This window comes from Kitasatospora sp. NA04385 (assembly GCF_013364235.1).
Lineage (GTDB): Bacteria > Actinomycetota > Actinomycetes > Streptomycetales > Streptomycetaceae > Kitasatospora.
On sequence record NZ_CP054919.1, the window covers coordinates 612,370 to 634,410 of the forward strand.

22 protein-coding genes are annotated in these 22,041 nt (G+C 72.1%); 7 read left to right on the forward strand and 15 right to left on the reverse strand.

Translation table 11 applies throughout. The annotated features are described in order from the left end of the window. Positions 1–11: 11 nt before the first annotated feature. From HUT16_RS02625 to argB, 4 genes are all read right to left on the reverse strand, one after another. Complete coding sequence (locus HUT16_RS02625) at positions 12–1,010, reverse strand: ABC transporter substrate-binding protein (RefSeq protein ID WP_176185069.1); 999 nt, start codon at positions 1,008–1,010, stop codon at positions 12–14. Between the two features lie 33 nt (positions 1,011–1,043). After that, complete coding sequence (locus HUT16_RS02630) at positions 1,044–1,364, reverse strand: phosphopantetheine-binding protein (protein ID WP_176185071.1); 321 nt, start codon at positions 1,362–1,364, stop codon at positions 1,044–1,046. Positions 1,365–1,396: 32 nt separating this feature from the next. After that, positions 1,397–2,761 carry a lysine N(6)-hydroxylase/L-ornithine N(5)-oxygenase family protein gene (locus HUT16_RS02635; protein WP_176185073.1) on the reverse strand — a complete coding sequence of 455 codons (1,365 nt, stop codon included), beginning with the start codon at positions 2,759–2,761 and terminating at the stop codon, positions 1,397–1,399. 264 nt (positions 2,762–3,025) lie between these two features. Then, positions 3,026–3,958 carry an acetylglutamate kinase gene (gene argB, locus HUT16_RS02640; protein WP_254898228.1) on the reverse strand — a complete coding sequence of 311 codons (933 nt, stop codon included), beginning with the start codon at positions 3,956–3,958 and terminating at the stop codon, positions 3,026–3,028. A 346-nt stretch (positions 3,959–4,304) separates the two neighbouring features. Here argB and HUT16_RS02645 point away from each other — a divergent pair, with 346 nt between their 5' ends. Both HUT16_RS02645 and HUT16_RS02650 read left to right on the forward strand, forming a co-directional pair. Beyond that, entirely contained in the window at positions 4,305–5,591 is a 1,287-nt protein-coding gene (locus HUT16_RS02645) for a glycoside hydrolase family 16 protein (protein ID WP_176185075.1), read from the forward strand. Between the two features lie 493 nt (positions 5,592–6,084). Continuing rightward, complete coding sequence (locus HUT16_RS02650; protein ID WP_254897604.1) at positions 6,085–7,770, forward strand: beta-1,3-glucanase family protein; 1,686 nt, start codon at positions 6,085–6,087, stop codon at positions 7,768–7,770. A 487-nt stretch (positions 7,771–8,257) separates the two neighbouring features. Here HUT16_RS02650 and HUT16_RS02655 read toward each other — a convergent pair whose 3' ends face one another. Beyond that, positions 8,258–9,727 carry a hypothetical protein gene (locus HUT16_RS02655; RefSeq protein ID WP_176185077.1) on the reverse strand — a complete coding sequence of 490 codons (1,470 nt, stop codon included), beginning with the start codon at positions 9,725–9,727 and terminating at the stop codon, positions 8,258–8,260. Next, positions 9,724–10,371, reverse strand: coding sequence for a sensor domain-containing protein (locus tag HUT16_RS02660; RefSeq protein ID WP_254898229.1), 648 nt, complete (start codon positions 10,369–10,371; stop codon positions 9,724–9,726). Before HUT16_RS02660 ends, HUT16_RS02655 begins: the two co-directional genes overlap by 4 nt. 455 nt (positions 10,372–10,826) lie before the next feature. Here HUT16_RS02660 and HUT16_RS02665 point away from each other — a divergent pair, with 455 nt between their 5' ends. After that, the gene (locus HUT16_RS02665; protein ID WP_176184152.1) at positions 10,827–11,006 is read left to right on the forward strand and encodes a hypothetical protein; all 180 of its coding nucleotides are present in this window, start codon (positions 10,827–10,829) and stop codon (positions 11,004–11,006) included. Further along, entirely contained in the window at positions 11,003–11,992 is a 990-nt protein-coding gene (locus tag HUT16_RS02670) for an IS3 family transposase (RefSeq protein ID WP_176185081.1), read from the forward strand. The genes HUT16_RS02665 and HUT16_RS02670 overlap by 4 nt, the downstream gene beginning before the upstream one ends. Positions 11,993–12,453: 461 nt before the next feature. On the opposite strand, the gene HUT16_RS02675 is transcribed toward HUT16_RS02670, so the two are convergent. From HUT16_RS02675 to HUT16_RS02710, 8 genes are all read right to left on the reverse strand, one after another. After that, complete coding sequence (locus HUT16_RS02675; protein ID WP_176185083.1) at positions 12,454–13,959, reverse strand: MFS transporter; 1,506 nt, start codon at positions 13,957–13,959, stop codon at positions 12,454–12,456. 344 nt (positions 13,960–14,303) lie between these two features. Beyond that, positions 14,304–14,876, reverse strand: a complete 573-nt coding sequence (locus tag HUT16_RS02680; protein WP_176185085.1) for a hypothetical protein — start codon at positions 14,874–14,876, stop codon at positions 14,304–14,306. Positions 14,877–15,187: 311 nt separating this feature from the next. Beyond that, positions 15,188–15,646 carry an SRPBCC family protein gene (locus HUT16_RS02685; protein ID WP_176185087.1) on the reverse strand — a complete coding sequence of 153 codons (459 nt, stop codon included), beginning with the start codon at positions 15,644–15,646 and terminating at the stop codon, positions 15,188–15,190. 52 nt (positions 15,647–15,698) lie between these two features. Continuing rightward, complete coding sequence (locus HUT16_RS02690; RefSeq protein ID WP_176192444.1) at positions 15,699–15,869, reverse strand: hydrophobic protein; 171 nt, start codon at positions 15,867–15,869, stop codon at positions 15,699–15,701. A gap of 102 nt (positions 15,870–15,971) precedes the next feature. Further along, positions 15,972–16,706 (reverse strand): SpoIIE family protein phosphatase, encoded by a 735-nt coding sequence (locus tag HUT16_RS02695; RefSeq protein ID WP_176185089.1) that lies wholly within the window; start codon positions 16,704–16,706, stop codon positions 15,972–15,974. A gap of 80 nt (positions 16,707–16,786) precedes the next feature. After that, entirely contained in the window at positions 16,787–17,281 is a 495-nt protein-coding gene (locus tag HUT16_RS02700; protein ID WP_176185091.1) for an ATP-binding protein, read from the reverse strand. Next, entirely contained in the window at positions 17,281–17,781 is a 501-nt protein-coding gene (locus HUT16_RS39620) for an STAS domain-containing protein (RefSeq protein ID WP_368662665.1), read from the reverse strand. Before HUT16_RS39620 ends, HUT16_RS02700 begins: the two co-directional genes overlap by 1 nt. Positions 17,782–17,933: 152 nt before the next feature. Further along, positions 17,934–18,827 carry a SigB/SigF/SigG family RNA polymerase sigma factor gene (locus HUT16_RS02710; RefSeq protein ID WP_303392060.1) on the reverse strand — a complete coding sequence of 298 codons (894 nt, stop codon included), beginning with the start codon at positions 18,825–18,827 and terminating at the stop codon, positions 17,934–17,936. Positions 18,828–19,231: 404 nt separating this feature from the next. On the opposite strand from HUT16_RS02710, the gene HUT16_RS02715 reads away from it, so the two are divergent. Together HUT16_RS02715 and HUT16_RS02720 are read left to right on the forward strand one after the other, a co-directional pair. Next, the gene (locus HUT16_RS02715) at positions 19,232–19,555 is read left to right on the forward strand and encodes a plasmid stabilization protein (protein WP_176185093.1); all 324 of its coding nucleotides are present in this window, start codon (positions 19,232–19,234) and stop codon (positions 19,553–19,555) included. Positions 19,556–19,981: 426 nt separating this feature from the next. Next, positions 19,982–20,533 (forward strand): hypothetical protein, encoded by a 552-nt coding sequence (locus HUT16_RS02720; RefSeq protein ID WP_176185095.1) that lies wholly within the window; start codon positions 19,982–19,984, stop codon positions 20,531–20,533. Positions 20,534–20,599: 66 nt separating this feature from the next. Here HUT16_RS02720 and HUT16_RS02725 read toward each other — a convergent pair whose 3' ends face one another. Further along, positions 20,600–21,181, reverse strand: a complete 582-nt coding sequence (locus HUT16_RS02725) for a DUF4188 domain-containing protein (RefSeq protein ID WP_176192447.1) — start codon at positions 21,179–21,181, stop codon at positions 20,600–20,602. 114 nt (positions 21,182–21,295) lie between these two features. On the opposite strand from HUT16_RS02725, the gene HUT16_RS02730 reads away from it, so the two are divergent. Then, positions 21,296–21,955 (forward strand): MerR family transcriptional regulator, encoded by a 660-nt coding sequence (locus HUT16_RS02730; RefSeq protein ID WP_176185097.1) that lies wholly within the window; start codon positions 21,296–21,298, stop codon positions 21,953–21,955. The last annotated feature ends 86 nt before the right edge of the window (positions 21,956–22,041 follow it).

A 22,041-nucleotide genomic window follows, 5' to 3' on the forward strand; every position in this document is an offset into this window, starting at 1 on the left:
CGGGAGTGGGCCTACTGGCCCTTGAGGACGGCCTCGATCTGGTCCAGCACGTCGATCGAGGTGCCGTAGCGGTCGGTGGTGGCGTAGGTCAGCGGGACGACCTTGCCGGCCTTGACCGCCTTGAGGTTCTGCCAGGACGGCTGCTTGTCCAGGTCCTTGGTGTCCTGCGGGACCTCGCCGGTGGCGGCCATCTTCGGGATCAGGATGACGTCGGCGTCGGCGAGCACGTCGAGCTTCTCCACCGAGTAGGTGACCTCGTGGTCGGTGGTGTCGGCGGAGGCCTGGGAGAACTTGGCGCCCGCGTCGGTCAGCACCCGGCCGACCCAGGAGGTCGCGGTGTCGACCAGGAACTCGCCGCCGCCGTACGAGGAGGCGATGGTCCACTTGATCGAGTTGAGCTTGTCCGCGTAGTCGGTCTTGATCTTCGCGGCCTTGGTCTCGTAGTCGGACTTCAGCTTCTTGAACTCCGCCTCCTTGCCGACCGCGGTGGCGATCTTCTCCTGGGCGTTCAGCAGGTCGACGGGCTTGTCGATGCCGAAGTACAGGGTGGGGGCGATGCCTTCGAGCTTGCTGACGCCCCAGTCGAACGCGGTGGCGCCCTCGACGATGATCAGGTCGGGCCGCAGCGAGGCGACCTTCTCGATGTTGATCTCGATGCCGGAGCCGATCGGCTCGATCTTCTTCGCGGCCTCGGTCTGCGAGGGCAGCAGCTCCATCGGGTTGTTCTCGTCGATGGTGCTGGTGCCGACGGGCTGCACGCCGAGGTCGAGCAGCGCGCCGGTGGCGTACGAGATGCTGACGATGCGCTTCACCCCCGCCGGGACGGTGATCTTGCCGTTGGTGGCCTCGACGGTGACGGGGCCGGCGCTGTTGACGGCGCCGCCGGAGGCGGCCGGGGCGGCGTCCTTGCCGCTGTCGCCGCTGGAGCCGCAGGCCGTGGCGGCGAGCGCGACGGCGGCGGCCGCGGCGAACGCTCTGGCGGTGCGGGAGGTCAGGGCGCGGGTGTTCATGGTTCTCCGTAGGTCGGTCTGGGGGTGGGGAGTTCAGGCGCGGGTCAGGTACGCGGACCAGGCGAGCAGGGTGGGCGCGGTGTCGAGGTCGGCGAGGTCGGCGAACTCGACCCGGGCGCCGCGGGCGCGCCAGGTCTCGACCAGGTGCATCACCCGCATCGAGTCCAGGCCGAGGTCGCGCAGGTCGTCCTCGTCGTGGATGTCCTCGGGGAGCTCGCCCAGCAGTTCGGCGATCTCGGCGCGCAGCGTGTCGGGGTCGAACCCGACGCTGTCGGACCCGGTGGGTTCGGGCTCGACGGGGTCGGAACCGGCGGGTTCGGAACCGTGCGGGGCGGGTCCGGCGGTGGCGGTCATGTCGCTCTGTCCGTTCGGGAGTCGGCGGTCGGTCAGCGGATGCCGGCGGCGACGGCGCCGCGGGCCCGCAGGTCGCGTCCGGCCCGGCGCAGCAGCATCGAGTCGCGGATCTCGCCGGAGCGCACGGCCAGCGTGGACAGCAGCGAGGAGGTGATGCCGTGGGTGTGCTCGGTGCCGCCCTGGAGGTAGACGCCGACGTCGAGCCGCTCGTCGGTCAGCACCCGGTGGTCGCGGTCGACCCGCAGCCGGCCCTGCTCGTCGGTGCGGCAGGCGGCGGCGAGCTGCTCGCCGAGCAGCTCGCCCGGGTCGACGTGGGTGTAGCCGGTGGCGAGCACCACCGCGTCGCACTCCAGGACCTGTTCGCGCCCGGTGGTCAGCGAGCGGACGTGCGCCCGGGCCCCGTCGGCGGTCTCCTCGGCACCGGTCAGCCGGGTGGCGTTCAGGATGCGCAGGCGCTCGCGCCCGGCGACCTTCTCCTGGTACGCGGTGCGGTACAGCGACTCGATCAACTCGCCGTCCACGACGGAGTAGTTGGTGTTGGCGTGCTGGGCCAGCAGGGTCCGCTTGGCGGTCTCGGACGCGGCGTAGAACTCGTCCACGGCGGACGGGTCGAAGATCCGGTTCGCGAACGGGCTGTCGTCGGCGGGGCTGTAGCCGTACCGGGTGAGGACGGCGCAGATCTCCGCCTCCGGGAAGGTCCGGTGCAGGTACTCGACGGCCTCGGCGGCGGACTGCCCGGCGCCGACCACGGCGATCCGCTGGTGCCGCAGCGGGCGCTGCGCCAACTCCGGTGCGCGCAGCAGCAGGTCGCGGGTGTGCCAGAGGCTCGCACCGGCCCGGACGCCCTCGGGCAGCCGGGGGGTGAGGCCGGTGCCGATCGCGATGTTGCGGGCCCGGCGGACCTGCCGGTCGCCGCCGCCGCGCGCCTCGGAGACCACCTCGACCTGGTCGATCCGGCCGTCGGCCCCGGTGACCGGGCGGATGCCGGTGACGGTGCGGGCGTAGCCGACCCGGTCGGCGAACTCGGCGGCGCACCACTCGAAGTAGTCGTGGAACTCGAGCCGGGTCGGGTAGAAGGTCTTCAGGTTGATGAAGTCGGCGAGCCGGCCGCGCTCCTGGAGGTAGGCCAGGAAGGTGAAGCGGCTACGCGGGTCGCGCTGGGTGACCAGGTCCTTCAGGAAGGACACCTGCATGGTCGCGCCGTCCAGCAGCATGCCCCGGTGCCAGCCGAAGCCCTCCTGCCGCTCCAGGAAGCCGACCCGCAGCGGCGGTTCGGCGGCGGCCCGGTTGTGGTCGTCGACCGCGATCGCAAGGGCGAGGTTGGCGGGGCCGAAGCCTATGCCGACCAGGTCGTCGACATCCCCGTCCGTACGGACCGCCTCGTTCTCCAGCGACATGCGCGTCCTTCCCTCTCCCCGGTACCGACACGACGGGAGCGGGCAGACCCGCACTCCCATTTACTTTGGTAAGGCTTACCTAACTTCCCCCATCGCGGGCAGCTGAGTCAAGTTCAGTCCGCACCGCGGCCAGCACTTTTGCCCCCGACGGGCCGCACCGGACGGACGGAACGCGCACGAACCGCACCGACCCTCCGGCACGGAGACCGGCCCCGACCCCGACCCCGAACCTGAGCCCAGGCCCGGACCCGGACCCGGACCCGGCTACCGGACGGCGAACAGCCCGCCCACGTCCGCAGCCGCATCCGCATCCGCATCCGCGTCCGCATCGACGTCCGCCTCCACCCGCACCGCCGGGCCGCGCACCACCCTGGTGCCGGGCGCGGCCGGGCCGAACGCCCGCAGCACCGCGTCGGGCACCCGCCCGTCCAGCACCCGCGCCTCGCCGACCCCGGCGCGCAGCGCCGCCAGGCAGGCCGTCATCTTGGGCACCATGCCGCCCGCCAGATCGGGCAGCATCCGGGCCAGCTCGTCCGCCGTCAACTGCTCGATCGGACCGCCCTCCGGGGGCCAACTCCGGTACAGGCCAGGCACGTCGGTGAGCATCAGCAGCGATCTCGCGCCGAGCGCACCGGCCACCGCGGCGGCGGCCGTGTCGGCGTTCACGTTGTAGACGGCGCCGTCGGAGCGGTCGGCGGCGGGGGCGATCGAGGACACCACCGGAATCCGGCCGTCCGCGAGCAGCGCCGCCAGCAATCCGGTGCGCACCTCGGCGACCTCGCCGACCCGTCCCAGGTCGACCGGCCGCCCGTCGGCCCGGCCCCAGCGTTTGACGGCGGCCAGGGTGCCCGCGTCCTCACCGGTCAGGCCGACCGCGAACGGGCCGTGCGCGTTGATCAGCCCGACCAGTTCGCGCTGCACCTGACCGGCCAGCACCATCCGGACCTCGTCCATCACCTCGGGCGTGGTCACCCGCAGCCCGCCCGCGAACGGGGCACTCACCCCGAGCCGGCGCAGGTGCGCGTCGATCTGCGGACCGCCGCCGTGCACCACCACCGGACGCAGCCCGGCGTACCGCAGCAGCACCACGCAGCGGGCGAAGGACTCCTTCAACTCCCGGTCCACCATGGCGTTCCCGCCGAACTTCAGCACCACCGTCGCGCCCCGGTGCGCCCGCAGGCCGGCCAGACAGGACAGGAGGTCGGGACCTCCGCCCGACGGTCGCACGCACAGTCCGGCCACCACTTGCCTCCCACCCTCGCCTCGCCGCCCCGATCAGTTAGGCAAGGGTTACCTTACATGCCGCCCGGAGCGACGCCCAGTGCGCCTCCCTGAAGGCGGCGAGGGGGTGAGAGAGCGCTCTCACGAGCCACTGGCGGTCAATCCAGCCTCAGGTTTCAAGAGCTGAAGGCGAGTTGCGGCCAAAGGTCCGGAAAATCAGCCGTTCTTTGACATTGCCATGCCGATATCACGTCCGTACGATTCAGGCCTACCGGCGGAGGCGCCCCGCCGAAGAGAGCGCTCTCAAGCAAAGGATTCCTCCATGGCTGCTGCCCCACGCACGCGCCGTTGGCCCCTCGGCGGATTCGTGCTCCTCCTCGCCACCGCCCTGGTCGCCGCCGTCCCCTTCGGCTCCTCCCCCACCGGCTCCGCCCCCGCCACCACCGCGCTCGCCGCCGCACCGGTGGCCGCCACCAACTGGGGCGACGACTTCGACGGGCCGGCCGGTTCGGCCGTCGACCCCGGCAAGTGGACGATGGAGACCGGCGGTTCGGGCAACGGCAACCACGAGCTGCAGTACTACACGGCGGGCGCCTCGAACGCCGCGCTGGACGGCCAGGGCCACCTGGTCATCACCGCCAAGCGCAGCACCGACGCCGGCCTGTCCTGCTGGTACGGCACCTGTCAGTACACCTCGGCCCGGCTGAACACCTCCCGCACCTTCACCCAGGCGTACGGGCACTTCGAGTCCCGGATCAAGATCCCGCGCGGGCAGGGCATCTGGCCCGCGTTCTGGATGCTCGGCAACGACCTCGGCACGGTCGGTTGGCCCAACAGCGGCGAGCTCGACATCATGGAGAACATCGGCCGCGAGCCCGGCACCGTGCACGGCACCATCCACGGCCCCGGCTACTCCGGCGCGGCCGGCATCGGCGCACCGTACAGCCTGCCCGGCGGGCAGTCCTTCGCCGACGCCTTCCACACCTTCGCCGTCGACTGGAGCCCCACCGCCATCACCTGGTCCGTGGACGGCACCGCCTACCAGACCCGCACCCCCGCCGACCTGGGCGGCAACCGCTGGGTCTTCGACCACCCGTTCTTCCTGATCCTCAACCTCGCGGTGGGCGGCGACTGGCCCGGCAACCCCGACGGCTCCTCCACCTACCCGCAGACCATGGTCGTCGACTACGTCCACACCACCACCTGGGGCGGCAGCACCGGCGGCAGCTACACCGGACGGATCACCGGCCCCGGCGGCATGTGCGTGGACGTGGCGGGCGCCTCCAGCGCCGACAGCACCCCCATCCAGCTGCACAACTGCACCGGCAATGCCGCCCAGCAGTGGACGGTCGGCACCGACGGCACCGTCCGCGCCCTCGGCAAGTGCCTGGACGTCGCCGCCGCCTCCCACAACGACGGCGCGGTCATCCAGCTCTACACCTGCAACGGCACCAGCGCCCAGCAGTGGACGCACCGCTCCGGCAACGACTTCCTGAACCCCGGCTCCGGCAAGTGCCTGGACTCCCCCAACGGCTCGGCGGCCGACGGCACCCGGCTCCAGCTGTGGACCTGCAACGGCTCGGGCGCGCAGAAGTGGACGCTCGGCTGATGTCGCGCCACTGATGCTGTGTCACTGGTGTCGCATCACTGATGTTGCATCACCGATGTCGTGGCACTGATGCCGCGTCACCGATGTTGCATCGCCGATGTCGCGTCATCGATACCCCGACATCGATGTCGCGGCACTGATGCCACGTCACCCATGTCGCGCTATCGATGCCATCACATCGATGCGACGTCATCGATGCTCCAGCAACGATGACGGGTCACCGGTGCAACATCATCGGTGACCCGACACCAATGACCGGACATCGATGCGACACCACGGATGCGGCGACACGGATGACGCCTCACCGATGACGCGCCACCAACCCGCCCGCACCCCACTCCACGCTCCCTGCATCCCGCTCCCGCACCCGCACCCCCAAGCCAAGGGCCGCGCCCCCACCGGCCCCTCCCCAGCGCGGCCGGCCGTCCCTCGCACCTGCCACCGGCCGGCCGCGCCCCACAGCCCTCCCCACCCGAGAGGATTCCCCCACACCATGATGCCCCGTCACGCGGCGAAGGTCTCCCGCCGCACCCTGCTGGCCGCCGCCGCGCTCGCCCTGCCCGCCGGCTACCTGGCGATCGGCGGACAGGCCCAGGCGCAGACGCCCGCGACGCTGCCGCTCGACCTCGCCAACACCACCGGCAGCAACACCGTCTACGCGTACGTGGTCGGCCGCGACCCGGCGACCGGCGGCGGGTGGGCCTTCCTGCAGGCGAACGGCTCCAGCCTGTACCACCCGCCGAACCCGGCCAACGACCAGACGCCGCTGGGCGTGGACTGCGCGATCGCGCTGAACGCCTCGGGGGCCGCGCCGCGCCGGGTGACGCTGCCGCACCTGGACAGCGGGCGGATCTACTTCTCGGTCGGCGCCAAGCTGACCTTCCTGATGAACCGCGGCGGCGGGCTGGCCCTGCCCTCGGTGGTCAACCCGTCCGACCCGAACATCGACGTCCGGCACGACTTCTGCGAATTCACCTTCAACAACGACCAGTTGTTCGGCAACATCACCTTCGTCGACATGGTCTGCCTGCCGATCGCCTTCCAGCTGGAGGTCTCCGGCGGCGCCACCCAGACCGTGCGCGGCCTGCCCTCGGACGGCCTGGCCCGGGTCGCGTCCGCGCTGCGCGCCCAGTCCACCGCCGACGGCTCGGACTGGAGCAAGCTGGTCGTCAACCGCTCCGGCTCCGACCTGCGGGTGCTCGCGCCCAACCTGGCGATCCGCGGCAACAGCTCCCTGTTCAGCGGCTACTTCGAGCCGTACGTCGACCAGGTGTGGAGCAAGTACGCCGGCACCGACCTGCGGATCGACACCCAGTACACCTGGGGCGCGTTCACCGGCCGGGTCAGCGGCAACACGCTCACCTTCCCGGGCGCCGGTTCGTTCGCCAAGCCGTCCACGCTCGCCATCTTCTCCTGCAGCGACGCGCCGTTCACCACCGGCAACGACCTGATGGGCAACCTGAGCGCCCGGCTGGCCGCCGCGTTCAACCGCACCACGCTGCTCGGCAACGCCAACCAGCCCACCGGCGAGAACCCGGCCGCCTTCTACACCCAGGCCCGCACCAACCACTACGCCCGGATCCTGCACTCCACCACGCCCGACGGCCTGGGCTACGCCTTCCCGTACGACGACGTCCACCCGGCGGGCGTCGACTTCGAGGGCAAGGTGCAGTCCGGCGCACCGACCCGCTGGGTGATCACCGTAGGCGGCCTGGCCGGTGGCGGGGGCGGCACCACCACCCCCAGCCCGTCGCCCAGCGGCGGCGGTGGCGGCGGCAGCGCGTTCGCCACCGTGCAGGCCGAGTCGTACGCCGCCCAGTCGGGCGCGCAGACCGAGGTCTGCTCGGACACCGGGGGCGGTACGGACGTCGGCTGGCTGGCCAACGGCGACTGGCTGCGCTACTCGCTCGACTTCGGCTCCACCGGCGCGACCCGGATCGACGCCCGGGTGGCGTCCGGCGCGGCGGCCGGGGTCAGCGGGCTGGTCCAGGTCCGACTGGGCAGCCCCACCGCCACCCCCGTCGGCAGCTTCGCCGTCGGCAACACCGGCGGCTGGCAGACCTGGAAGACCGTCCCGGCCGACCTGAGCCGGATCACCGGCGTCCAGACCGTGTACCTGACCTTCAGCAGCGGTCAGAGCGCCGACTTCGTCAACCTCAACTGGTTCACGTTCTCCTGACGCCGCGCACCGCATGCCCGCACACCGGACGCCAGGCGGCTGACGGCTGACGCGCCGTCGGGACGTCGGGCCGTGCGCGGGAGCGCCCCGAACCCCCACTCGGGACGCTCCCGCGCGCTCCTGCGTCAGCGGCCCCGGGCCGAGAACTCGACGACCGCGTTGTTGCCGTTGCCTCCTGACGGCTTCGGCACGTAGAACTTGAGGTCGGTGCCGTGGAAAACGCGCGGGTTCCCGGATTCCTGGACGTTGATCGCTGAGAACCCGCACGGTCGGTCGGCGGTTGCTGGTGTTCTCGTGTGCCGGTTCGGTCACCCCTCCTCGGGTCCACGCACAGTCGAAGGCCGATGCCCACGAGTGGTGTCTCGGTCACGGCGATGGGCGCGTCCGCGCCCATCGTCCCGGCCGGGCGCTGGTGTCGCACTCGATTCCGGAGCCCGCCGATGGCCGACATGTGGACTGCGTCGCCGGTCTCCGGCACTCGGTACTGCTACTGGGGCAGCTGAGCCAAGTAGGGGAGGAAGGGGCTGCTCGCCATGACGTTGCCGTTTTCGTCGTAGAAGGTGGTCCGTTCGAGAACGCCCGGCAGGGTATGAACCATGTAAAGCTCCCAGTCGGTGACGCTCGGAGCGAACTCCCACTTCTCGGCGAACGGGAGGATCTTGCCGTCGGCTTGCGGGACCTTTCCCCTCCACCTGGAGTCTTTCTCCCACGTGTAGCCGCGGAGCAGAATATTGGGGTAGTCCGTCTTGCTCATGTCCTTGAGTGAGAAGTGGATCTGGTAGTTCGGTGAGTTCAGCCGGCCGAGGGTTTCTCGGCGCAGCTCCGCTCTCGTGATGTCCCTCCTCATCAGGTGCTCGAAGCCGTGCTCCTCTGCGAAGCCCTTGACTCCTCCGGACGACAGCCCGAGGGCCAGGTTGCGGACCTGCTGGTCGGGCTGGGGCGAGGTGGGCGCGTCAACCGGCTGGACATCGGTGATGAGGAACTTCTTGCCGTCGACGAATGCGACGCCGGCTGCGCCCCGGCTGACGGTGTCGTCGAACGCTGTCTCGGCCTTGGTCGGCTTCTGGTCGGGGCTGCTCAAGTACAGGGCGCGGTACGTGCCGTCGGACTTCTTGACCAGCCCGTTGTAGAACCGCACCGGCGGGAGGGCGCCCGCGTCGTCGGCACTCACCCTGGATACGGCGTCCGGGTCCACGACGGCGGTGACCGGCCGTTTGTCCACCTTCTCGCCGCTGTGATCGGCGTACTGGTCCAATGGCTTGCCCGAGGTGGCACCCGAAACACTGTCGCCGCCGTCGACCTGGGGCGCCGCGGCAGCGGAGTGGGCCTGGTCTCCCCCGTCCGCTCGACCTGCACCCGGCGGCGGTGGGGCGAGCAGGGCTACCAGGGCGGTCGCCATCTCTCCGATCAGGGTTCCGCGGGTGGTGCGCAGGGTGCTGCGTTTGGTTTCCAGGTCCGACTTCCGGCCGTCCAGGGCTTTCTGGTCGGCTTTGATCGAGTCGCCCTCGTCGGCGATCTTCCCGGCCTGGTCCTTGAGTCGCTGCTGTTCGCCGTTGATGGCCTCGGCTTCGGCGTTGAGTGCGTCGGCGACCGACGGCGGTGCGCCGTCGGGGTACTGGGCGACCTCGGCGTTGTGGACGTCGATCTTCCGGTCGTTGGCATCGAGGGCGTCCAGTACTGCACGGGATTGCTCGTTGTACGCGGCGGTCCGTTTGTCGAGCGCGCTCTGCTGGTCGTCGAGGTCCTTCTGGGTGGGCAGGGCGGAAAGCTGCTGGTCGAACTCCCTGATCCGTGCGTTGAGGGAGGCGGGGTAGGCGGCGCCGGTGGCGAGGGGTTCGATCGCGGCCCCGCTCACCTCGGACGAACCGGCGGCGGCCCGGGCCGGCGCGATGAAGGTGAGCAAGGTCAGGAGGACCGTCAGGGCGAGCGTCGGCAGGCGGCGCATCCGCTTCGTCACTGCACCCGCCCCGCGATCCGGTCGGCGATCGAGTGGGCTGCCGTGCGACCGTCGCCCACCTCGCAGACTGCGACCTGAAGGAGTGTCGACGACTTCAGCCGGGCTTCCCGGTAGCAGGACCATCCCCCGGCCTGGTCCTGTGTGGCAGTCCACTGCAGCGTGTCCGCCGTGGAACCCTCCACCCTGTAGGTCCACTTCGTCGTGGTACCGCCGTCAGAGGCGGCGCGTACGGCGCTCTTGCAGGCATTGATTCCCTCGGAGAGATTCTCGAGCGCAGAGCGGGCCTGATCCGCGGTCGCATAGCGGCCTACGGTCTGGGTCGCGGTGTGCTCCGGGGCGGCGGCGGAATCCTGGTGCACCACCGTCAGGAAGGCCGTCCAGCCACCCTCGTAGACGGCCATGGTCGCGGGGCCAACTGCCACGGAGCATTCCGGCGGGTCGGCTTGCAGCAGGTTTGCGGGCCTGCTCGCACGGGTCTCGCTGTTCAGCGTCTCCCCGACGGCGGCACTGACCTCCTTCGAGGAGAGCACGGCTGCCTGGACCGTGCCAGCCACTGGGCCCACGCTGTCAGCGTCCGAGGGCCACTGCCACCACGCCAACCCTGCGATGAGGACGGCCAGGAAGCCCGCGAGCGGGACGATCACGCGCAATCGCCGCATCCGAGTCTTTGGCTCCGGGCCAGCCACCCCGGACCACGTGCTGTCCGGAACACCCTTGTTGCTCATGAGACCTCTCACGTTTCGTCAGCGAGGAACCGGATCGGCGCAGGCGTCCGAACTGCGGGAGAATCCGCGCGACGTACCTCCAGGATCTGCGTCGAACGCCCGAACTTACTGTCAGTATTGGTTCAACTACCAAGACAGTGAAGCCATTTGATGAAAACCAGAGCTTCACGGCATCAACGCCTCCAAGTGGGCCGCGCCCTGGCCGGGGGGCTTGCGGCGCTGGATGAAGAACCTGGAGCGGCGGGTTGCTGGTGGCAGCAAGCTCTACCCGGGCGGCTTGCCGGTGCGCTCGGGGTAGGCGATGGTGTGAAGCTTCCTCGTGGACCCGGACACCTGGAGACTGGGACGTGAGGTTCCAGAGGAAGTAGAGCCAGGTGAGCAACAAGCAGGGCAAGCGGTACTCGATCGACCGCGGTGAGGGCGTCCCGGGCGAGCTGACCAGCACCGAGCACGAGGAACTGCGTCGCCTGCGCCGGCAGAACCTCGAACAGCAGAAGACCATCGAAGTCCTGAAAAAATCGACGGCCTTCTTCGCGCGGGAGAGCGACCGGTGAACGAGGTCTACCGGTTCATCGGGGCGGAGGAGGCCAACCATCCGGTCGCCTTGCTGTGCCGTATTCTCGGCGTGCCCCGTTCCTGCTTCTACGCCTGGGCCGAGGGCGAGGAGGCGCGAAGGGCGTGTCGTCGGGCCGATGACGCGCTCGCGCACGAGATCAGGGTGGTCCACCTCACCTCCAGGAGCGACCACGGCGTTCCGGGTGTTCACGCCGAGCTCCGACGGCTGGGCCACGGCGTGAACCGCAAGCGTGTGGAACGGCTCATGCGCGAACACGGCATCACCGGAGCAACCCGTCGCTGTCGCCGGTCGCCGACCCGCCCGGACAGCCAGGTCCGGCCGGCACCGGACCTGATCGGCCGCGACTTCACCGCAGACCGTCCCGGAACCCGCCTGGTCGGCGACGTCACCTATCTGCCCACCGGCGAGGGCCGGCTCTACCTGGCCTGCTGGCTGGACCTGGCCACCCGTGAGGTTGTCGGTTACGCGATGGCCGACCACCACCGGGCCGATCTGGTCGTCGACGCCCTGCACGTCGACGCCCTGCACATGGCCCACGGACTCGGCCGCCTGGAACCCGGCTGCATTGCGCACAGCGACCGCGAAAGCGAACACACCTCGAATCAATTCCGCGGCGAGATACCCAGGTTGGGCATGCGGGCGAGCACCGGACGCACCGGCTCGTGCTCGGACGCACCGGCTCGTGCTACGACAACGCCGCCGCCGAGAGCTTCTGGGCAGTCCGCAAAACCGAGATCGGCACCCGGGCCTGGCCCGATGCTTCCAGGACCTGACGGCCGATCGCCTCGGCGCCCTCCTGCCGAACTGGACCGACCAGGCCGAGCAGAACGTCCCCGCGCCGATGTGCTCCTTCGTCGGCTTTCTCCGCTACGGCCGGGCCTGGTTCCGTCTCCTGCGGATCCGTACTCTCATCAAGGAACGGCTGATGCAGGCGGCTACAGGCTCGGGAGCGGGGCACAGTGAGATCACCCATCGGGCCGATGCTGCGGTCCTGGCGCGCGCGGAGGCAGAACTGGGATCCCGACATCGTCCGGGCCCTGAAGCTTCCAGTCCCCCGCTCTACTCAAGAGCGCGCTCGTTCGCTCATCCGGCAAAGGGACCTGGAAGGAGCGATCAGCGAAATCCGTGCGGCGGCAGGCTACGACCGACGGGATGCCAGGTGCATCGTACTGGCCCTGATGCATGCCTGGAAGATCCCGTACCACCCGTCCCCGCAGTCTCAAGGCTCGCACCGGGTGACCCACCGCCAGCTACGGACTTGATCGTTCACGGAATCGCGGCCGGAGCCCGGTGAATCCCTGATTGACGACCGATGACCGTTCCTTTACCCGGACGCCGATCGCCCGGAGACCGACCGGGAAACGCCCGAGGACGGCCCGGGGACCGACCGGGGAAGGGCCCCCGGTCGGTCCGCGTCCGGTGGGTCAGGAGGAGGTGGCGTCGGCGCGTTCGACCTGGCTGAGCGGGGCGGCCAGCGACTCCAGGCTGCGGCGTTCGGCCTGGACGCCGAGGAAGGCCTCGACCACGCCCGCGGCGGTCATCAGGGCCGCGCCGATGCAGAACGCGAGCGTGGCGTCGCCGACCACGCCGCTGCTGACCAGGCCGTTGAAGAGCAGGGGGCCGGAGATGCCGCCGGCCGCCGTGCCGACGGCGTAGAAGAAGGCGATGCACAGGGCGCGCGTCTCCAGCGGGAAGATCTCGCTGACCGTCAGGTACGCGGCGCTGGCCCCGGCGGAGGCGAAGAACAGCACGGCCGTCCAGCAGGCCGTCATGGTGGTGGCGCTCAGCGAGCCGTTCTGGAACAGCCAGGCGGTGCCGAACAGCAGGACGCCGGAGCCGATGTAGCTGCCCGCGATCATCGGCTTGCGGCCGACCGAGTCGAAGAAGTGGCCGAGCAGCACCGGCCCGAGGAAGTTGCCGACCGCGATCACCGCGAAGTAGTAGCCGGTGTCGCCCGCCGGGACGTCGAAGAACTGGGTGAGGATCACCGCGTACCCGAAGGTGATCGAGTTGTAGAGGAAGGACTGCCCGATGAACAGCGACAGGCCGAGGATCGTGCGCCGCGGATAGGTGGAGACCAGGGTGCGGGCGATGGTGACGAAGCCGATCGGGCCGCGTTCGCGAATCCGGATCGGCGGCTCGTCCACCGGTGGCAGCGGCTTGCCGGTCTCGCGTTCGACGATCGCCTCGGCGTCGCGGACGATCTCCTCCGCCTCCTCGCCCTTGCCGTGCGTGAACAGCCAGCGCGGGCTCTCCGGGACGTGCCGGCGGACCAGCAGGATCACCAGGCCGAGCACCACGCCGATCCCGAACGCCAGCCGCCAGCCGACGTCGGTGGCGAACAGCGAGGTGTTCAGCAGCGCGATGGAGGCGAACGCGCCGAGCGCCGCGCCGATCCAGAAGCTGCCGTTGACGATCAGGTCGACCCGGCCGCGCACCCGGGCCGGGATCAGCTCGTCGATCGCCGAGTTGATGGCCGCGTACTCGCCGCCGATGCCGAAGCCGGTGAAGAACCGGCAGACGAAGAAGAACCAGGGCGTCCAGGACAGCGCGGTGACGCCCGTCGCGAGCAGGTAGACGGCCAGGGTCAGCATGAACAGCTTCTTGCGGCCCAGCCGGTCGGTCAGCCAGCCGAAGAACAGCGCGCCGCAGCAGGCGCCCGCCACGTAGATCGCGGCGGCGACGGTGGTGACCTGGGCGGTGCTGATCGCGATGCCGCTGCCGGGTTCGGCGAGGCGGGCGGCCAGGTTGCCGACGATGGTGACTTCCAGGCCGTCCAGGATCCAGACGGTGCCCAGGCCGATCAGGATGCGCCAGTGCCAGGGTGACCACGGGAGCCGGTCCAGCCGGGCCGGGACGTCGGTCTCGATGGTGCCGGACCCTCCGGCGGACCCCCCGGCGGCTGCGGTACGGCGTTGCGGTGCGGACATCTCGACCTCCGTCGTCCGGCCGTGTGTCCGGAACCTCCGGACGTGCCGCGGACGCGTCTGCCCGGTGCGCGCGCACGCACACCTGGTCACGATGCACCCGCGTCCGCGCGCCACGCACGGCACCGCACCCCACGCGCCGTACACCGGGCGGTCACGCTGCGGGTTCAGGCCGGGTTCAGGCGGCGGCGATCCGCTCCAGCAGGTCCGGGACGCCGGACAGGCCGCGGTGCCGGGCCAGGGCAGGCAGCGGCCGGAGTCGACGGCGAGGTCGGCGGGGCCCGTCCAGCGGCACCAGGCGGGGGCCGGGTCGGGGGTGGGGGCAGTGAGCGCGTGCTCGGCGGCGGTCAGGTCGCGTCGGCAGGCGGCCCGGTCGCCGAGGGCGGCGTGGGCGCGGGCCCGGCGGAGCAGCAGCAGGGCGCGGCGGTGGGGTGGCGGGTGCCGCTGAGGGCGTAGTCGAGTCGATCGACGGCGGCTGCGGGGCGGCCGAGCCAGGTGGCCCGGTAGGCGGCGTCGGCGAGGACGCCGGCGCAGCGGTCGCGGTCGTCGGCGGCGTGCGCGGGCTGCAGGGCGAGTTCCCACGGGTGTCCGGCGGCGAGGTGGCGGCCCTGGTCGAAGCGGTGCCAGCCGCAGGTGGTGGCGAGGGTTGCGGCCAGCCGGTGCAGGCGCCGTCCGGTGCGTTCGTCGTACCGGCCGGTGCTGATCAGGCTGCGGACGGTGGCGAGTTGGGCGTCCATCCGGCGGTGGGTGCGGGCGCGCTGCTCGGTGGGCAGGGCGGCCAGGGCGTGGCCGCCCTGCTCCAGCCAGGCAACGAAGTCCGCGTCGACCCGGGTGCCACCGAACAGCGCCGCCAGCCGTCCCGGTTCGGTGGCGCCGCCCGGTACGGCGAGCGCGGCCAGCGAGGCGGCGCCGAAGCCCACGAAACTGCGACGGTCCGCGGCGGCTCCCGGTGCGTCTCGGTGCCCGCCCGGCCGGGGGCGGGTGGGGGTCGGGCCGGCCCCGGCACCCCGGCGCCGACCGGGACGACGAGCGTACTGGCTGTCGGGCCCGCCGGGTGCCGGGAACGCCGGTGCCGAACGCTTCCTGACCTCCCGTCACCATTTGCTGACCGGGTCCGACCGTCCGAGTCCGACCGTCCGTTCTGCGAGGCCGCTTTCTTGAGGCGCGGGCAGGCACGGCTGCGCCGCCCCGCTGAAGGGTGCGGGGCGGCGCCGGGGTGCGGTCGGGCGGGTCAGGCAGGAGTGATCCGTCCGCGCCAACCGCCGCTCTCAACGCCGCGGTCCTCGATGAAGGACTTGAAGCGGCCGAGGTCGCCGCGGACCCGGCGGTCGATCATGCCCATGGTGTCGGCGGCGTGTTCGGCCATGCCCTGCGGGTCGTAGTCCATCGCCAGGCGGACCTCGCAGCGGGCGTCGTCCAGCCGGGCGAAGCTGACCGTGCCCATCTGCTGGACGTCACCGCCGACGGTCCGCCAGGCGATCTTCTGGTCCGGCAGCTGGTCGACGATCTCGGTGTCGAACTCCCGGGTCACGCCGGCGATCTTCGTGCGCCAGTGGTTGTGGCGCTCGTCGATCTGCACGACCTCCTCGACGCCGTCCATGAAGCGGGGGAAGTCCTCGAACTGCGTCCACTGGTCGTACGCGGTGTGCAGGGGGACGTCCACCTCGATGGTCTCCTGGACCATGCTCATGCGTTCTCCTCCGTTTCGTTCAGTGGCTCGTACGGCGGGCGGCCGGGGAGGGTCACCATCGGTACCAGCGCGAGCGGCGGCCGCCGGTCCCGGCACCCCGGGCGACGAAGCCGATCAGCCAGAGAATCAGCACGGCGAGTGCGATCCACCACAGCACCTTCACGGCGAATCCCGCGCCGAACAGGATGACGATCAGCAGCAGCACCAACAGCATCGCGAGCACGGTGGTCACCTCCTCGGTCCACGGGCGGCCGCCGAGAGGGGGACGGACGGCGGCCGCCGACCCGCTGCGGGTCTGCCGGGCGTCTGACCGGTTCGTCCGGACTCAAACGTTTTCGCCCGGTTCGGCGGCGAGCACCTCGACGGCGATCAGACAGGTGTCGTCGTCGGTGTCGGCGGTGCTGGTGGTCAGGGCGCGGTCGAGCAGCGCGTCGAGGTCGGCGGCGGGTTCGGCGAGGGTGCGGGTGAGGTGGTCGAGCGGCTCCTCGACGGACCGGTCGCGCCGTTCGATCAGGCCGTCGGTGTGGAGCAGCAGGACGTCGCCGGGGCGCATGGCGAGGTGGTGCTCCCGGTAGTCGGGGTGCTCGGTGGCGCCGAGCAGGATGCCGTGCGGCACCGGGAGCGGGCGGGAGGTGCGGTCGGGCGGCAGGACGGCCTGTTGCAGGCGCAGGGCGAGCAGGTGGCGTTCGGCGGACTCCTGGCGGCTGTCGGCGAGGCTCTCGGTGGTGGCGGCGAGCGCGGTCCCGGTCCAGTGCTGGGCGGGGACGTCCTGGAAGGCGCCGCGGACGGCGGCGGTGCGCCCGCTCGGGTCGGGGACGGGTTCGGCGACCAGCCGGACGTAGTGGGTGTAGCTGCTGAGGTGCCGCATCCGGAACACCGCGGAGCCCGGACGCCCGTTGCCCACGGCCGAGTTGACCATCCGGCGGACGGTCTGCTCGTCGTCGGGGTGGACGTGCGCGGGCAGGGCGGCGAGCGGGACGGGCGCGGTGCCGACCTCGCGGGTCACCCGGGTCACCTCGGCGTTCAGCCGGGCCAGCCGCTCCGTCATGTCGTTGCACACGCCGGAGACCTCACCGAGCACGCCCGGCGCGGCCCCGGCGAACGGGACCGCTCGTTGCTTCGACTGTGGCAATTCCGCGTTCAGGGTTCCGCCGGAGGACGGACGATCTCCAGCCACACCGTCTTGCCGCCGCCCGCCAGCGGCTCGCTGCCCCAGGCGGTGGCCAGCCGGTCGACCACCCGCAGCCCGTACCCGCCGGGCCGGGCGGGTGACCGGGGCGGACGCAGCACCGGCGGCCGGTCGTCGGCGTCCCGGACGGCGACCCGCAGCAGCGGTCCGTACCTGGTCAGTTCCAGCAGGTAGGGGCCGGCGGCGTGCTGGCAAGCATTGGTGACCAGTTCGCTGGTCATCAGCAGCACGTCCTCGGCGACGGCCCGGGTGTCGGCGTCCGGCGCGGGCAGCCAGCCCCAGGCCCGCAGCGCGTCGCGGGCGAACTCCCGGCCCCGCGCGACGGTGCCGGGCGCGCCGGTCAGCGACAGGTCGCGCCGGTCGGTGTCGGGCCGCCGCGGCCGGACGGGACGGCCGACGGAGCTGCCGACGGGTCGGTGGGCCGGGTGGGCCGGGCGGGCGGTCATCACGGGGCTCCGATCGCATCGTCCACACCGCCCGCACCGGGCGGCGGCCCCGCCTCCGCCCCCGGGCCCGTACCCGCACCCGTATCCGCACCCGTCCCCGGGTCCGGCACCACGTCCGCCCTCGCGTCCGGCACCGGCGCCGCCAGCGCCTGCTCGACGTCGGGGTGCACGTCCAGCACCTCGTTCGCGCCGGTGATCTCCAGCATCCGGGCGACCACCGGCCCGGGCGCGGCCAGCATCAGCGGCAGGCCGGCCCGGTTGGCGGCGGCCTGGGCGCGCAGCAGCAGGTTGAGGCCGGTGGAGTCGCAGAAGGCCAGGCCGCCGCAGTCCAGCACCAGCCGTGCGGGCGGGTCGGCGACGGCCCGCTCCAGGACTTCGCGCAGCGGGCCGACGCTGTCGTGGTCGAGTTCGCCCTCGGGCCGCACCACCAGCGCTCCGGGCGGGCGGCGCAGCGCGACGGTGAGCAGGGCGCCGGGGCCGGTGACCGGTTGCGCGTCCACGGATCGCACACCTCCTGCCGTACGGGTGTCGAGTTCCTTCCGCCCGGGCTCTTCCGCTCCGGGGCCCCTCCGCTCCCGGTCCGCCGCCCCTGGACGACCACCGGGTCCGCGGCCGTCCCACCAGCCTCGCGGCTACCCGGGCGGACCGGAGCTCAATCAGCGGCCCCGGCCCGGGCGGCCGTGTCGGCGGCCGTCCCCTCGATGTGCTCGCGCAGTCCGGCGAGGGTGGTGGCGAGGATGCGCGAGACGTGCATCTGGGAGACGCCGATCTCGGCGGCGATCTCGCTCTGGGTGAGCCCGCCCCAGAAGCGCAGCAGCAGGACGGTGCGCTCGCGTTCGGGCAGTTGGTTGAGGAAGGGCTTGGCCATCACCCGGAGTTCGGCGACCTCCAGTTCCGGGTCGCAGCTGCCGAGCCGGTTGACCAGGGCGCTGCCGGCGTCGTCGGGGTCGTCGTCGCGCAGCGAGTCGAGCGAGTCGCAGCGGCACAGCCGTCCGGCTTCCAGGCCCTCGGCGGCCTCCTCCTCGGTGACGTGGAGTTCCGCGGCGAGTTCGGCGGTGTCGGGCAGCCGGCCGAGGGACTGTTCGAGCCGGTCGGAGGCGTGGACGGCCGCCAGGTAGCGTTCCTGCACGCTGCGCGGGACGCGCAGCGGCCAGGAGGTGTCGCGGAAGAAGCGCTTGATCTCGCCGGAGATGGTGGGGATCGCGTAGGTGACGAACTCGACGCCGCGGTCCGGGTCGAAGCCGTCGACGGCCTTGATCAGGCCGACGGTGCCGACCTGGATGATGTCGTCGAGGTCCTCGGGGCGGTGCCGGAACCGGGCGGCGACGAACCGCACCAGCGGCATGTTCAGCTCGATCAGGGTGCCCCGGACGTAGCTGTGGGCGGGGTCCTCGGGGGGTAGTTCGGCGAGCCGGTGGAACAGCGCGTCGCTGAGCCGGCGGGCCTCGTACTTGCCCATGGCGCGCATCTCGCGCCGGGTGGGCCGGTGCATCGGGTCGACCTCGACCGGTTCGGCGGCGGTCGCGAGGGTGGGCGTAGTGGTCACGGGGAGTCATCTCCCGGGTACGGTGGGGGCCTGCCTCGGCGACCCGGCGGACGGGGCGCACCGCGTGCCGGGCGGTGGGGACCGTCCGGTGCACGCGGCGGGCCGCGCGGCGTCGGGTCGGCGGCGGGGCGGGCGGAGAACCGTGGAACCCGGCTTCTTCAGGCGACGGCTCCCGGCACGCGGCGCACGACTCGCGGCTCTGGGCTCGCGACTCTCTGCTCACATACCGTGATGTGGCGACCCCTGGGGTCGGCCGCGCCGAGCGGTGTGCGCTCGGTGCGGCCTCCTGTTCCTACCCCTGCCCGGCCGTTCCGAACCGGATTCACCCGATTCCCTCTGGTTCGGCCCTCCCGGGACGGGTATGCGCGTCGGGTGACCTGTCCGGCGACGAAAGGAGTCCCACCATGCCCGCCGGATCGAGCCCCAAGCGGGAACGCCAGTACGAGCACATCAAGGAGAGCGAGCTGGAGCGCGGCGCCAGCCGGGAGCGCGCCACCGAGATCGCCGCCCGCACCGTCAACAAGGAGCGCGCCCGGCACGGCGAGAGCCGCACGGCCAGCCGCAGCTCCACGCACGACGTCTCCTCCGGGCACCGGGGCGGCAAGCGCTCGCACCGCGGGGCCGGGGGGCCGACGTACGAGCAGCTGTACAACGAGGCGCGGCAGCGCGGGATCAAGGGCCGCTCGAAGATGAACAAGGGCCAGCTCGAACACGCACTGGGACGGTGACCGGCGATGACCACGACGACCGCAGCGACCACGACGACCGCGATGACCATTCCGATGCCCGTCGACCCGGACGTCCGACCGCCTGAGCCGCCGGACGCGCCGCCCCGCCCGACCGACCCGCCCGACCCGCAGCCGCCGAACCCGGGCCCGCCCGGCCCCGGCCGACCCGACCCGGTTCCGGACCCGCAGCCGCCGGGGCCCGGCCCCGACCCGTCTCCCGAGCCCACTCCGCAGCCCAGCCCGATCCCCTAAGGGCCCCGGCGGCCCTGACCGGGCCGCCTCCCCGACCGGCCGAGCGCCGCGCCGGTCGGGAAGCCGGGCAACGGCTGGGCAACGACCGGGCACGGACGGGCAGTTGCGGGGTTCCGGCGCGGCCGGGCCGGGTAGGGCGCCCTGCGGCGGAATGATCCGGGGGCGGGGGGTCGGATGGGCTGGGTCCGGTGGCTGGGGCCGACCTGGCCGTGGCGGGCGGCGGGCGGGTTCGCCGTGCTGTGGCTGGCGGCCGTGGCGGTGGCGACCTGGCTGCTGCTGGGCGGTCAGGCGCTCGCGATGAGCGGCCTGTTGGGGCCGACCGGCAGCTACACGGCCTCCCACTGTCACGAGGAGTTCGAGAGCACCGACGTCAGCTGCGAGGGCCGCTACACGCCCTCGTCCCCGGTCGGGGCGCCGTCGCGGCCGATGGTGCTGCGCGGCGCCCCCGATGCGTACCGGGTCGGCGGCCGGCTGGACGTCCGGGAGGTCGGCGGCCGGGCCTACGCGCCCTCGCCGGTCGCCGCCGGGGAGTATCTCGCCTTCAGCGGGTGGATGGCCTCCACCCTGGGCATGCCCGCCGTGTGGCTGCTGGCCTGCGCCCGCAAGGGACGCGCCGCGAGCGGCGACGGCTACGTCTTCGCCTGGCTGGCGATCCTGTTCCTGGTGTGCGTCCTGGGCGTCGTCGTGCTGCCGCTGTTCTGGCTGATGTCCGTGATCCGCGGCTGAGGCCCCGACCCGCGCCCGCCGCGCCCGGCGCTCGGCCGGTCCCGGGGAACCCGGGGTGACGCCCGATCAGCCGCCGTGCGCCGCGCCGTCCCCGTGCACCGCACCGTCCCCGCGCCCCGCGCCGCCGCCGTGCGCCAGGTGACCCCCGTGCGCGAGGTGGCCTCCGTGCGCGAGGTGACCCCCGTGCGCGAGGCGGTCGCGGGCGGTGCGGCCGCGCCGTTCGATCGGGAGGACGCCGGTGGCGGCGGCGAGGCCGTAGGGGGGCATGTCGCCGTAGATGGACTCGTAGTTGCCCGGCGGGACGACGTACGTCTCGTGCCAGATGCCCACGTGCTGGCGGGACTTGCGCTCCAGCCGGTTGACCGTCGCCCAGGCCGGGCGGTGCAGCTTGTCGGCGGCGGTGGCGTAGGCGAGCAGCTTCTCCACCGACTCCCAGTACTGGACCACGTAGAAGGTGCGCGGCGAGCCGAGCAGCAGCCGGTACCCGAGCAGCCCGCTCTCCGGGTCGCGGGAGAGTTCGCGCAGCATCCGCGGCATCGCGAGGAACACCGGCAGCCAGTGGTGCGGGCCCCGGAAGTGGTTGATCCGCATGCCGGTCAGGAAGAGGACGACGTCCCCCTCCGCGGCGGCGGTCGTCCGGCCGGGCATCGGTTTCGCGCGCACGGTGTTCCCCCTCGTCGTCGCCGGGCCCTCCCATGATTGGATAGCCCCGCTCACCAACTTCATTGGATAGTGGCACTCATCAACGGAGGGCACAAGGGCATGCGCCTGGCGGATCTCGGCGAACGGAGCGGCGTGCCGCTCGCCACGGTCAAGTACTACCTGCGCGAGGGGCTGCTCCCGCCCGGCCGCCGGATCAACGCCACCCAGTCCGAGTACGACGAGTCCCACCTGCGGCGGCTGCGCCTGGTGCGGGCGATGATCCAGGTGGGGCGGATTCCGGTGGCCACCGTCCGGGAGGTGCTGGCGCACGTCGACGACGACTCGCTGGGCCGCACCGTCCGGCTCGGCGCCGCGCTCTGGGCCCTGCCGCACCCCGCCGAGGAGACCCCCGGCACCCCGCCGGACGTCGAGGACCCGTCCCGGGCCGCCGCGCTGCTGCTGGTGGACGAACTGCTGGACCGCCTCGGCTGGTCCACCGCCCGCGAACTCGGCGCCCTCTCCCCCGCCCACCGCGCCCTGGTCTCCACCCTGGCCACCCTGCACCGGCTCGGCTACCCGCTCGGCGCCGACGACCTGCTGCCCTACGCCCGCACCATGGAGCAGGCCGCCGTCCACGACCTCGACCGGACCGACCTGCTGCCCACCGACCGCGAGCGGGCCGAGTACGCCGTCGCCTCGGCCGTCCTGTTCGAACCCGTCCTGCTCAACCTCCGCCGCCTGGCCCAGTCCGAGGAGTCGAGCCGCCGCCACGGCCTGTGACGCGACACCGAACGGGCCGGGCGGCCGACGCGTACGGGCGCCCGGGTGACGCGTACGGGCGCCCGGCCCGGGGTAGGCGGACCCGT